Origin of the sequence: Paenibacillus sp. FSL W8-0919 (genome assembly GCF_038003785.1) — a bacterium.
GTDB classification, from domain to species: Bacteria; Bacillota; Bacilli; order Paenibacillales; family Paenibacillaceae; genus Paenibacillus_AQ; species Paenibacillus_AQ lactis.
In genome coordinates this window covers 2,678,201-2,691,129 of sequence record NZ_JBBOPV010000001.1, presented here as the reverse complement: position 1 = coordinate 2,691,129, position 12,929 = coordinate 2,678,201, and the positions used below count along the sequence as shown (strand labels likewise).

Annotated in this window: 12 protein-coding genes; 9 read left to right on the top strand and 3 right to left on the bottom strand. The window is 52.2% G+C overall.

Features of this window, described 5'->3' with window-relative positions:
- Positions 1-40: 40 nt before the first annotated feature.
- Complete coding sequence (locus NST44_RS12010) at positions 41-343, bottom strand: YunC family protein (RefSeq protein WP_028403844.1); 303 nt, start codon at positions 341-343, stop codon at positions 41-43.
- A gap of 235 nt (positions 344-578) precedes the next feature.
- On the opposite strand from NST44_RS12010, the gene NST44_RS12005 reads away from it, so the two are divergent.
- Positions 579-1,130, top strand: coding sequence for a hypothetical protein (locus NST44_RS12005; RefSeq protein WP_028403843.1), 552 nt, complete (start codon positions 579-581; stop codon positions 1,128-1,130).
- Positions 1,131-1,226: 96 nt separating this feature from the next.
- Here the strand turns inward: NST44_RS12005 and NST44_RS12000 are convergent, their stop codons facing one another.
- Positions 1,227-1,607 carry a DUF423 domain-containing protein gene (locus NST44_RS12000; RefSeq protein ID WP_028403842.1) on the bottom strand — a complete coding sequence of 127 codons (381 nt, stop codon included), beginning with the start codon at positions 1,605-1,607 and terminating at the stop codon, positions 1,227-1,229.
- Between the two features lie 211 nt (positions 1,608-1,818).
- Here NST44_RS12000 and NST44_RS11995 point away from each other — a divergent pair, with 211 nt between their 5' ends.
- The 6 genes from NST44_RS11995 to NST44_RS11970 all read left to right on the top strand — a co-directional run bounded on the left by NST44_RS11995 (position 1,819) and on the right by NST44_RS11970 (position 9,138).
- Positions 1,819-2,238, top strand: a complete 420-nt coding sequence (locus NST44_RS11995) for a hypothetical protein (protein WP_028403841.1) — start codon at positions 1,819-1,821, stop codon at positions 2,236-2,238.
- A gap of 175 nt (positions 2,239-2,413) precedes the next feature.
- On the top strand, positions 2,414-3,574 hold the full coding sequence (gene yhbH / locus NST44_RS11990; protein ID WP_340899575.1) for a sporulation protein YhbH: 1,161 nt from the start codon (positions 2,414-2,416) through the stop codon (positions 3,572-3,574).
- Between the two features lie 481 nt (positions 3,575-4,055).
- A complete protein-coding gene (locus NST44_RS11985; RefSeq protein ID WP_340899574.1) occupies positions 4,056-6,287 on the top strand; it encodes an acyltransferase family protein in 2,232 nt (743 codons plus the stop codon).
- 201 nt (positions 6,288-6,488) lie between these two features.
- Positions 6,489-7,325: a sulfurtransferase gene (locus NST44_RS11980; protein WP_251535435.1), complete on the top strand. Its 837-nt coding sequence runs from the start codon at positions 6,489-6,491 to the stop codon at positions 7,323-7,325.
- A gap of 179 nt (positions 7,326-7,504) precedes the next feature.
- Entirely contained in the window at positions 7,505-8,560 is a 1,056-nt protein-coding gene (locus NST44_RS11975; protein ID WP_251535437.1) for a serine hydrolase domain-containing protein, read from the top strand.
- A gap of 239 nt (positions 8,561-8,799) precedes the next feature.
- Positions 8,800-9,138, top strand: a complete 339-nt coding sequence (locus NST44_RS11970) for a VOC family protein (RefSeq protein WP_251535439.1) — start codon at positions 8,800-8,802, stop codon at positions 9,136-9,138.
- Positions 9,139-9,235: 97 nt separating this feature from the next.
- Here NST44_RS11970 and NST44_RS11965 read toward each other — a convergent pair whose 3' ends face one another.
- The gene (locus tag NST44_RS11965) at positions 9,236-10,000 is read right to left on the bottom strand and encodes an SDR family oxidoreductase (RefSeq protein WP_028403836.1); all 765 of its coding nucleotides are present in this window, start codon (positions 9,998-10,000) and stop codon (positions 9,236-9,238) included.
- A 247-nt stretch (positions 10,001-10,247) separates the two neighbouring features.
- On the opposite strand from NST44_RS11965, the gene NST44_RS11960 reads away from it, so the two are divergent.
- Positions 10,248-11,084: a YitT family protein gene (locus NST44_RS11960; RefSeq protein ID WP_028403835.1), complete on the top strand. Its 837-nt coding sequence runs from the start codon at positions 10,248-10,250 to the stop codon at positions 11,082-11,084.
- A 436-nt stretch (positions 11,085-11,520) separates the two neighbouring features.
- Positions 11,521-12,900, top strand: coding sequence for an NADP-specific glutamate dehydrogenase (gene gdhA, locus NST44_RS11955; protein WP_251535441.1), 1,380 nt, complete (start codon positions 11,521-11,523; stop codon positions 12,898-12,900).
- Positions 12,901-12,929: the final 29 nt, after the last annotated feature.

Sequence of the window (12,929 nt, the reverse complement as noted above, 5' to 3'; positions counted from 1 at the left end):
AGCTTTCATTTACGAAATCACCTTGCTGCATAAAACACCATTACAACATCCGAAGAATTGCATCTTTGCCTTGCAGTCCCGGATGGATGCCCCATTTCTCCGCCTCCAGCGTCACCGATTCCAGAGGTGCCTCCAGAAGCTGTTCCAATGTTCGCACGCCTACGGCTCTCCCTGCAATGATCTTCCGGTCCGCAAGCTTATCGTTCAGCAGACCGACATCCAGCGCGCCGCACATAATATAACCGCGGGAAGTATAGACGGCCAGCAGCGTCGTCTTTGGCAGCTTAACCTCGACCCCCATGACGGTGTGTCCTTCAATGTCAATCGGCAGCAGCGTAACCAATCGGCTTAACCCCCTCTCACATCAGGTCTAGAATTATGTTTATTCTTTTATTGCCGACATGGTGCGAAAGGCCCTTTCGCTGCCTGAGACGTTCATCTCAGCGGAATTTGTGCAAATGTCTATTAAAGCGAAGATAATCATGTACGAGCGTGTGACATTAGGACTATGAAAATCTCAAAATTATGGTATATTTGATTCAGTAGAAACATATGAAAGCTGGTGAATGATAAAAGCTATGAACACAAACCCTGACATCGAGGACCACGGCTTTTTATTTAACGTTGATATTTTGGTTAAAAGCCCCTCCAACGCACTGGCTTTACAATATTTGCTTGAAATGCTGAACGGCAAATCCGAAGTCGTCGATTTCCGGATCAAATCCGGCATGGAGCTTGGTGAAATCATCAATACATTGGTCCAAGCCAAGAAAACTTCCGTCATCACGAAAGCCTCACAGAAGATGACTCCCGCTTCTCTCCCTGTCGAGAAGACCAAACCGTCCCAAGCGGCATCCCCGCCTGCAGCGCAGAACGTATCGGCCAGCAAACCTCCCGTCACGGCTTCGGCTCCCGAAACAGGAACAGATCCTTTCGAGTGGATTAAAATGTACAGCAAGGATAATCGCCTTGTTCGCCTGACGACCAATCGCCACGGCAAACAAACCAGCCTCCCGTGCCGTATTCTGAATTATGATGAGAGCAATTTCCTGGTCAACGTCTATCATGTCGACGAGAAGCAGGTATATACGTTCAAGCTCAATGAAATTGACGAGTTCAGCGTCAGCTGAACGTCTGTAATAGGGTTGCAGAAAGATAAAGAAACGGCCCCGCCCTCTCCCTTTCCTTGGGATGGACGAAGCCGTTTCTTCTTGTCTGCCATGCTCTTATGCCTTGCTTCGGGACAACGCTGCCGACAGCAGCATAATCCATCCGACGATGAACGATACGCCGCCGATCGGCGTAATGGCTCCAAGCCACTTAGCACCCGAGATGCTGAGCACGTACAAGCTGCCTGAAAAAATGATCACGCCTGCAATAAAGAGCGTTCCCGCCCAGTACAGCTTGCGCGACTCTCCAAGCGCACCTGCCAGAATGCCCGCGATCAGGACAGCAATCCCGTGAATCATATGATAATGAACACCCGTTTCATATACGGCAAGCTCATCTGCCGAAATCTTTCCTTCCAGCATATGCGCTCCGAAAGCTCCGATCGCCACGGACAGCGCCATCAAGACCGAGCCCCAAGCTATAAATGTCCGACGCATTGGTTTCAATCCTTTCTTCTCATACGGGCGTTATCCGCCCCGCTATGCCTTAAGTTTACCGGATGATACGAAGCTTTTCCACCGGTTGGCGGCAGGATTGGACTTGATTTAAGGTACATTTTGTGAAAAATTAATAAGGATGCCTAATCAAGCTTCCCTGTGGACGGCATGTATATCGAAAGTCATTCCAAGTAAGGAGCGATTTGTATTCATGGATCAACATTCTAGCTCGTCGCCTTCCGGAGACAAGCCTGCTTCAAGCCATTCGACAACGACCTTCATCCCTCCCGAGGATCGGAAGCACTCCCGCTTCGGCATTGCTTCGTTCATCCTGTCGATCGTAACGCTGCTCGGTTATATTTTTCTGGGCGCGCTCGGCACGACAATGGTCGAGCCGTATATCACCGAGGCTGGCGTGCTGCAGCCGACCCAGGAAACCGTGGAGGCGATGACTACGCTGGCCGCAGTATTCATCATCGTCATGATCATCAATCTGGCCGGACTCATTCTCGGGATCGTTGGGTGCTTCTCCAAAATCCGCAAGCGCACCGTTGCGGTCATCGCTACGATCGTAAACGGCGTCGTCGTACTAACGATAGGAGCATTATTCCTCTTCGTATTGAACGGATAATCGCATATGCCTAACCCATCGCGAAGACATCTTGTTCGCCGAATCGGCGGGAAGATGTCTTTTTCATGGCTTGCACCGATTCGCACTCACATATCGCTCTTTCTTCCGAATATAATGAAATACTACAGCCGAATGAAGGCAGCAGTGTCAACGCCAACTTGGGAGGTGACTGTCCATGCAAAGCAAAGATGCACACTCGTTCGTCGTATCCCGCGAAGACTGGTCGCTGCACCGCAAAGGCTACCAGGATCAGGTTCGCCACCAGCATAAAATCCGCGAAGTGATCAAGCGCAACCTGCCCGACCTCATCACCGAGGAAAATATTATTATGTCCGACGGCAAGCAGATCATTAAAGTTCCGATCCGCAGTCTTGACGAATATCGGTTCATCTATAATTACCAGAAACAGAAGCATGTCGGTCAAGGAGACGGAGACAGCAAGGTCGGTGACGTTCTCGGACGCGACCCTGCCTCCGCCCAGCCCGGTAAAGGGGAATCGGCCGGCGATCAGGCGGGCTATGATATTGTGGAAACCGAGGTCAGCTTGGAGGAATTGGAGAACATGCTGTTCGAGGAGCTCGAGCTCCCGCATCTTCAGCCCAAAGACAAGGAGCAGATCGAGACGCAATCCATCGTCTTTAACGATATCCGCAAGAAAGGCATCATGTCCAACATCGACAAGAAGCGGACCATTCTTGAAAATCTGCGGCGCAACGCCAGAGACGGCAAGCCCGGCATCCATGGCATCAGCCCCGACGATCTCCGCTACAAAACATGGGACGATACGGTTGTCCCTGAATCAAATGCCGTTATTATCGCCATGATGGATACGTCAGGCAGTATGGGCTCCTTCGAGAAGTACTGCGCGCGAAGCTTCTTCTTCTGGATGACCCGCTTTCTCCGCAGGCAGTACGAAAAGGTGGAAATCGTATTTATCGCCCACCATACCGAAGCGAAGGAAGTGACCGAGGAGGAGTTCTTCACCCGGGGCGAAAGCGGGGGCACGATCTGTTCATCGGCTTACCAGAAGGCACTCGACATCATCCATAACCGGTATCCTCCTGCCAACTACAACATCTACCCTTTTCATTTCTCGGACGGCGACAACCTCACCTCCGATAACGAACGATGCGTCAAGCTGATCGGCGAGCTGCTGAAGGTAAGCAATATGTTCGGATACGGCGAGGTCAACCAATACAACCGAAGCAGTACGCTGATGTCCGCTTACAAGAACATTAAGCTGGACCAGTTTATGTATCATGTCATTAAGGATAAGGGCGAGGTGTACGAGGCGCTGAAGACATTTTTCCGGAAACGGGAAGGAGCTACTGTGTAGCTGTTCGCCCCGCGAGAAAAATAACCTTTTGAAAATGGGATTCATCGCAAACGGAGGAGGTACTGCCTCCTCTTTCTTATGGGGATTGCTCTCGTCTCGCTGTGCCTCAATCCCTCTACCCATTGCCGCTAACAAGCCGAATGCGAGCCGGCACGCCGGCAAGCACAGCCGCACCGAAATCAAATGAATAATCTGTCTTCATATTGTTATCTCGCTGTAGCCTCAGGTTCATTATTTTGTCACCTTCTACTCCTCCGAAGATGATAGTATTAGCTATGACATCTTGTTGCAGGATTTTGCAGAATTCGATCCATTATTACATAAGCTGCAGCTTCTGCTAAATGAAAGGGAAGGTTTACCATGTTCCAAATGACACATCCATATCTAGACATCCAGACGTTTGTGAATATGTCCTACATATTATCACGGCAGCTGTTGCAGGGCGGAGCAGGCCCATGCCGCTCGAAAGGGGGAGTGGGCCGTGCCCGGATCCGGTAAGTCGCACTCGCGTTATATGCCCGGTCTTGACGGGCTCCGCGCCCTGGCGCTCATCGGCGTCATGGCGTATCACTGGGGCTTTGGCTTTGCAAGCGGCGGATTCCTCGGAGTCAGCTTGTTTTTCGTGCTGTCCGGATATCTAATCACGGACATCCTTACATCGCAGTGGCATCATCACCGCCGAATCGACTTGAAGGACTTCTGGGTCCGAAGGTTTCGGCGTCTGCTGCCGGCCATCATGATCATGCTCCTCCTCATCGTTGCATGGGTAACCCTGTTTGATCGCGAGCGTCTGCCAAACCTTAGGGGCGACGTGCTCGGGGCGATCACGTACATAAGCAATTGGCAGTTTATATTCAAGCAGCAATCCTATTTCGAATCCTTCGGTCCCCCTTCGCCTCTTGGGCATTTCTGGTCGCTGGCTGTAGAGGAGCAGTTCTATCTGTTGTGGCCGCTGATCATGCTGGCCGGCCTTAAGCTGTTCCCGCGAAGAGGCCAGCTGTTCGCGTTCATCGCGGCGGGAGCCCTTCTGTCGGCCGCGGTCATGGGTGTGCTGTATCAGCCCGGAACGGATCCAAGCCGTGTCTATTACGGGACCGATACAAGAGCCTTCGGCCTGCTCATCGGAGCCGGACTCGCCATCGTTTGGCCCAGCTGGAAGCTCCCCGTTTCCGCGTCGCCTGCCGTCAGGCGTACGCTGAACCTGATCGGCATGCTGGCCCTGCTCGTTGTGCTCCTCATGATGTGGAAGGTAGACCGTTACGATCCGTTCCTGTACCGGGGCGGGATGTTTCTCTTCTCGATTGCAGCGGCCGTGCTCGTAGCCGTATTGGCCCACCCGGCAACCGGACTGTCCCGCTTGTTCAGCGGGAAGCCGCTGCTGTGGCTCGGGGTTCGGTCTTATGGAATTTATCTGTGGCACTATCCTGTCTTGATATTGTTTTCCCCATCTTCCGGCGTCAGCGGGCTCAACATGCCCCAGATCGTCTTGCAGGTGGCGGCGAGCATCGTGCTGGCTGCCCTGTCCTGGAAATATGTCGAGCAGCCGATCCGCCGGGGCGGGTTCCGGAAGCTGAAGGAGCGCTTGAGATCGCTCCGGAAACGCCCGGCCTCCATTTCCGTGAAAGGCTGGATCGTCTCGTTCAGCTCGCTTATCCTGATCGGGATATTCTGTACCGGCATGATGAGCAGCGTCTCGGACGCGAAGACGGCCGGTGATATCGCAGCGATGCTTCATATTCCGGGACCGGACCTGGATCAGAACGGAACCGATCCAACCGGCGCCGGAGCGCCGGAAGAAACGATTACGCATCTGCCAGCGAAAGAAACAATCACCGAACCGGACAAAGCCGGGAAGGACCCTGCCGATCCTCCAGCTCCCTTGGAAGGTTCCGGCCAGAATGACGGGAAACCGACGCCGGAGCCAACGACGCCTGCCAAGGCGGCCGATCCCGGAGACGAAGCTCAGTCCCATACCAATTCCAGCTTGAAAGACCATAGGGGAGTTCAAGATCAAGGGGATGACATGCCTCCCTCTGCAGGGAAGGATGCGGCTGTGAAGGAAGGCTCTGAGACAGGCGGTAAGCAGTCGGATGCGCCGCCTTCGCCATCCGGGAATACCGCCAAGGATTCGTCCGGTTCGAAGCCGGCCGGCCAAGAAAAGCCGTCGGAAAGCGACTCCGGCAGCAGCGGCATCTCGAAGCAGCCGGCAAGTCCGAAACCGGGCACTCAGACTAAAGAGCCGATATCAGGAGCTGCCGTATCAGCGATCGGCGATTCCGTCATGCTAGGCGTCTCCCCTTATCTGGAGAAGGCGATCCCCGGCATCCATGTCGATGCGGTTATCGGCCGTCAAATGCGGCAGGCGAGGGATCTCCTGCCCGGGCTGCAGGCGAATAACCGAATCCAAGGCGGCACCGTCATCATTGGGCTTGGGACGAACGGCGCCTTTGCGCAGAAGGACCTGGACAGTCTGTTAAAGTCGCTCGAGCCCGCGCAGCGCATATTGCTCGTCAATACCCGGGTACCCCGGGAGTGGGAGCAGAACGTCAATGAGATGCTGGCAGCCGCTGCAGACCGGTATCCGAATGTGAAGCTCATCGATTGGTATTCGGCCAGCAAGGGCCATCCGGAATATTTCCGCTCGGACGGCGTTCATCTGGAGCCGGAAGGCGCAGCCGCTTACACTTCCATGCTGCTGGAAGCTCTTAAGTAACATAAGGTTTTATCTTACTTATCCTGCATATGCTATCATTCATTCACTAACCGATTTGCCTATACGCCGGCCCTCTCTCCTATTCTATGAGACGGGCCGGCTTTTTACTTATATACGTGAGCGCGGCAAGCAATATGATATAATTCGATTACGAATTCATCATTTCGAATGAAAATGAAAAGGCGGTGCTCAAAAATCTCTATGAACCATATCGTATCGATGAAATGGCTGCTGGCAAGGCTCTACGAGCCCGATCTCGTCATCGTGGATTGCCGTTTTGCCCTGGGTCAGCCGGATCAAGGCCGTACCGCTTATGACGAGACGCATATTCCGCGGGCCGTTTATCTTGACCTGGAGAAGGACCTCTCCTCTCCTGCAGCCCAGCATGGTGGCCGCCATCCGCTTCCGGACATGGAGCAGCTCGCCTCGGCCTTTGGCAAAGCCGGAATCCATCAGGACGCGCGTGTCGTTATCTATGATGACCAAGGCGGCATGATAGCCAGCCGGCTGTGGTGGATGCTGAAATACACGGGACATGAGCAGGCTTACGTGATGGACGAAGGCTTTACGGCCTGGAAGAAGGCTTCCTATCCGGTCACGGACGAGACGCCTGTCGTCATTCCGGTGACGTATGAGCCGTCGCTTCAGCCGGCCATGCTCGCCTCAATGGAGGATGTGCGTGCCGCTTCCAAGGACGGCTCGCACATCCTTATCGATTCCCGCGATCCGCGCCGCTATGCCGGCATTGAGGAGCCGCTGGACGTGAAGGCCGGCCATATCCCGGGCGCGGTCAACTATTTCTGGAAAGGCGTCCAGGATGCATCCGGGCATTGGAAGGATGCGCAAGCGCTCCAGGAGCATTTTTCAGGGATTTCAAAGGATGCCCAGGTCATCGTTTATTGCGGGTCCGGCGTCTCTGCATGCCCGAATGTGCTCGCTTTGAAGGAGGCCGGATATACGAACGTGAAGCTGTACGCCGGAAGCTGGAGCGATTGGATCAGCTACGAGGAGAACCCGATCTCCACGGGAGAAGAATAATAAAGGTACGCGCCCGGACACGTTGAAGGGGCTGTGGCTGCTTGCCGAGAGGCAGGCTGCTGCAGCCCTTTCTATGTTTTTCATTGCAGCTGCAAGAATGGATATAGTTGTTTTTTATCGGTACATATCCATTATGGATTGGTAAAATAAGGTTGCTGATTTTAAGGGGAGGGAACGTAATGGGTCATCATTTTGATTCCTTATTCAATAAATATTACGAGGAGCATCATTTCGCAGGAGCGGTTCTTATCAAAGACGGCAGCGATACGATTTTGGAACGGGCATACGGCATGGCTCATCGCGGCTTCCAAGTCCCGAATTCGATCCATACAAGGTTTGATACCGCATCGGTCACGAAGCTGTTTACAGCAGTGGCGATTTTGCAGCTTGTTGATCGGGGAATGATTCGGCTTGACGACCGTATAACGGACATTATTGACCTGACCGGCACCAAAATTCCTGATGATGTGACAATTGCCCATCTACTCACGCATACTTCGGGCATCGCAGACGACGCAGACGAAGAATTGGGAGAGAGCTACGAGGCGTTGTTTATCAGCAAGCCCAACTATTCAATAAGAAACTGCATTGATTTTATTCCGCAGTTTGCCTATAAGGAGCCGAAGTTCAAGGCGGGAACGGATGTCAGCTATAATAACTGTGCTTTTGTGCTGCTTGGACTTGCCATCGAAGAAGCAACCGGTCAAAACTACCGTGATTATGTGGCACAGAACATATTTCGAGCTTGCGGAATGAAGCACACGTCCTTTATCGCTAAGGATGAGGGCGATATGGCGGTGGCTGAAGGATATGCCGCTGCCTTCAACGAGGACAATGAAATGATATGGAAAAAGAATATTTACTCCTTCCCTCCAATCGGTACTGCTGACGGAGGAGCCTATACCACAGTCGGCGATCTTGATGTATTCATGCGTTCCTTGGCGGACGGGAAGCTTCTGTCCGTTGAGATGACCAGGGAAATCATGAAGCCGCAAACCGACATCGAAAGAGCGTATGAATGGGGAAAGGTCATAAACGGGTACGGATTTCATTTCACCTATGATCTTAAGGGAAATCTCGTTCGTATGTACAAAGAGGGTTCTAATGCCGGAGTAGCCGTCATGTTTGCGTACTATCCAAAAATTGAAACGACGAGCATCATTCTGGCCAATCAAACCTGTGATGTATGGGAGCTGCATGCGATGGCGGAACAGCTGATATTGGCAGCAAAATAATACACTTATGTTAAGCAGTAACCCTTAAGATAGATATCCAAAACTCTCTTTCGACAAACGATGGGAATTTTAAGGGTGTTTAACTATTTCAGCATTTTCGTTTGACATTGCACCATAACCTTAAACTCATGTGACGGATTTCCTGCGCAACACCCATGCTTCTCACCCGTAAGCTTCGCATTTGCATGAATGTGATAAGCTGGTTTTAGATTTCCAATTTCTGAAAGGAAGTGTTGCAGATGAAATTGAATCACGTTAATCTGACCGTCACGGATGTATCCGCTGCGAAAAATTTCTTGCAAACCTACTTCGGGTTGAAGATCGGTGGAGAGCGCGGGGAAGCCTTTGCCGCGCTGTTTGACGATGACGGGCTTGTGCTGACGCTGATGAAGGGAACCGAAGTGCATTATCCGAAAACCTTCCATATTGGCTTTATCCAGGAGAATGAGGAGAAGGTGAACGAGATGTATCGGCGTTTAACGGAGGACGGCTTCGAGGCGTCGTCTCCGAAGCGGGCCCACGGCTGGACCTTCTATGTGAAAGCTCCCGGGGGCTTCACCGTAGAGGTATTGGCGTAGGTTTGCCAGCTTCCCAAGTTAAAGTAAAGAAAAATCTAAACACCCCGTGCGCACAGCCTGTGCATACGGGGTGTAATCTTGTGCACATTGCATTCCGTTACAGATGCGATCCGCCGCTTGCATCGATGCACTGTCCGGTGATCCAGCGGCTTTCCGAGGATGCCAGGAAAGCGGCCACATCGGCGATATCCGCCGGCTCCCCCCACCTGCCAAAGATGGAGTATTCCGCGCCGAATTGACGGGAGGCCGGATCCTGCAGCATCGCGGCATTCATCTCGGTTGCGATGAACCCCGGCTGGATGGCGTTGATCGTAATCCCCCGCGCGCCAAGCTGATTAGCCAGCGACAGCGTAAGCGTGTTAATCGCTCCCTTGGTCATGCTGTAGGCCGGAACGGCCGGCAGCGATATTCTAGTCGTTGCCGACGACAGATTAATGATGCGCCCTCCGTCCCTCAGCCGCGGCAGCGCCTGCTGGATCAGGAAAAACGGCATTTTTACGTTGACCCGCATCACCTCGTCGAAATCCTTCTCGGATGTCTCATCAATGGTCACGGCCAGGCCGATCCCGGCGTTGTTGACCAAAATGTCGAGCCCCGTCTCTCCTGTCCGCTGCCGTAATTCTTCATCCAGGGCAGCGTAGAGCGATTCGACGCTCTGGACCGTATCCAGCACAGCCCCGATCGCGAATGCCCTTCCCCCGCTTCGCTCGATTTCGCGCACAACCTCCTCGGCAGCTTCCCGGTTCTTGCCGTAATGAACGGCTGTTAAGGCCCCTTCTTGAGCCAAGCGTTTCGCTATCGCCCCTCCGATCCCCCGGCTGGCTCCCGTGACGAGTGCTGCTTTTCCATTTAACTTACTCATGTATATCATCCCTTCCCTCTGATTTCACTTTCAGTTGTACCATAGGGGCCGTTTTGAAATGTTGCGCTCCTATTCTGTCCGTTCAGAGAGGACACGGATCGAAAATGATTTACAAGTCATGTCATGTTCCTATATAATAAAAAGTATCAAAAGAGCTGCGCAACTTACGTTTGCATAAGGCGATTAAAGGATGATTTTTTCCTTTAATCGCTTTTTTTGTGAGTTTAGATTCAGTGGAGGTATTCGTATGAAAAAAAGACTTTTCGACATGCTTATGCTGCTGGTAGGGGCTTTCCTGTTCGCTCTTGCCGTCAACCTGTTTATTATTCCGAACGATTTCGGGGAAGGCGGCGTAACGGGGATTTCGATTATTTTATATTACCTGCTTAAATGGTCCCCCGCGCTCGTCAGCATCGTCATTAACGGCATTTTGCTGATTATCGGCTATAAGCTGCTTGATAAGAAAACGACCGTCTACACCATCATTGCTGTCGGCTTCAATTCCCTGTTCCTGCATCTGACCGAGCATTGGGAAATTTCGTCGAGCGAGCCGGTCATTAATGCGATATTCGCCGGGCTCCTTGCCGGGGTCGGCATCGGGCTCATCATCAGGGTAGGCGGAACGACGGCGGGTACGGCCATACTCGCACGGCTCGCCAACAAATATTGGGACTGGAATATCAGCTACGCCCTTCTGTTCTTCGACCTGATTGTAGCGGGACTCTCCATCTTCGTCATCGGAATTGAGAAGGTCATGTTCACGGTAGTTATTCTCTATATCGGTACCAAGGCTATGGAGTTCATTATCGAAGGCCTGAATCCGAAAAAAGCCGTCACGATCATCTCCACCCACCACGACCGCATTGCGGTACGGGTGACGGAGGTTATGGACCGGGGAGTAACGGTTTTGCGAGGATATGGCTATTATACCGGTCAGCCGAAGGATGTATTGTACATCGTGATCAGCAAGCAGGAGGTATCGATGCTGAAGAAGATCGTTCGCGCAGAGGACAAAAACGCATTTGTTACAATTCATGACGTTCGCGACGTATTCGGCGAAGGCTTCATAGATATATCCAAGTAGTTAAATGATTCATTTTACACTAAAATCAAACAAAGATCGAGAAAAATCTTGCGAGGGGGTTTTTTTCGATCTTTTTTTTCATATCCGTTTTGAAGTTGAAAGCATGCGGACGGGAGCGGAGAAAACAGCCGTGCAGATGCTTGAAACATCTGATGTTTCAAGTTTGTCCAAAGCAGGAAAACCCCTGATTTTTCGGCACTTTCGCGGCCTTAAACTCACATAAAATGTTACCTGCATAGAAATATTTAATAGGTCCATAAAAAACATTTTATTGGAAAATGACGCCGAAATTCTATAAAATTCTCATCAACCTAACATACAGTTGTGACAATGATTTATCGATTTAGTGCAAATTATTTGGACAATGGTCCTACCCTGTTGCTGCCGGACGTTCACGACAACCTACTTTAACGATTTGAAGGAGTGCATCATAAAAGTGACTACGAATATTTCTGTTTCTTCACCTCTTGCTGCTGCCCAAGCGTATGTTGAGTCCATTTATTCCCAAGTCGTATCCCGTGACCCGCATGAGACCGAGTTCCATCAAGCCGTTCGGGAATTCGTAGATTCCATCGTGCCGGTCCTGGCTGAACACCCGAAGTATCAAGAGCATGGAATCCTCGAGCGTCTTGTCGAGCCGGAGCGAATGATTACCTTCCGTGTCCCATGGACGGACGATCAGGGTAAAATCCAAGTGAACCGCGGCTTCCGCGTTCAATTCAACAGCGTCCTCGGTCCATACAAAGGCGGAATCCGGTTCCATCCTTCGGTCTATGCCGGCATCGTGAAATTCCTCGGCTTTGAGCAAATCTTCAAAAACTCCCTGACCGGCCTGCCGATCGGTGGAGGCAAGGGCGGTTCCGACTTTGATCCGAAAGGCAAATCGGACCAGGAAGTCATGCGCTTCACCCAAAGCTTTATGACAGAGCTGTACCGCCATATCGGACCTGATGCCGACGTGCCTGCAGGCGATATCGGGGTAGGCGCTCGCGAGATCGGCTACATGTTCGGTCAATACAAGCGCATTCGCGGTGGACATGAATCCGGCGTTCTGACCGGGAAGGGCGTCATCTACGGAGGCAGCTTGGTCCGGACCGAGGCGACAGGTTACGGCTGCGTTTATTTCACGCAAGAGATGCTTGCTTCCAAAGGGCTTGATTTCAAAGACAGCCGCGTGATCGTATCCGGCTCCGGTAACGTCTCTATCTATGCGATCGAGAAGGCCCAGCAGCTCGGCGCCCGCGTCGTAGCCTGCAGTGATTCGGACGGATATATTTATGATCCTGAGGGCATTCAGCTGGAAACCGTTAAGCTCCTCAAGGAGAGAGACCGCCTCCGGATCAGCGAATACGTTCGCATCCATCCGCATGCGGAGTATCACCCAGGATGCTTCGGCATTTGGACGGTTCCTTGTGACATCGCACTCCCATGCGCTACGCAAAACGAGCTGGATGCCGAATCTGCCAAGACGCTGATCAACAATGGCGTCAAGGCGGTTGCCGAAGGGGCTAACATGCCTTCAACGCTTGATGCAATCGAGCTGTTCCTCGAGGCAGGTGTCCTGTTTGGACCGGCGAAAGCCGCAAATGCCGGCGGCGTGGCCGTATCCGCGCTGGAAATGAGCCAGAACAGCATGCGCATGGCCTGGACCTTTGATGAAGTCGATGCAAAGCTGCATCAAATCATGAAGAACATTTATAACAATGCCGTAGATGCGGCAGAGCAATACGGAGTACCCGGCAATTTGGTGGCCGGCGCGAACATTGCAGGCTTCCTGAAGGTGGCCGATTCCATGATCGCCCAAGGCATCGTCTAAGAGGGTATACGCCAATAACAGGGCCGTCC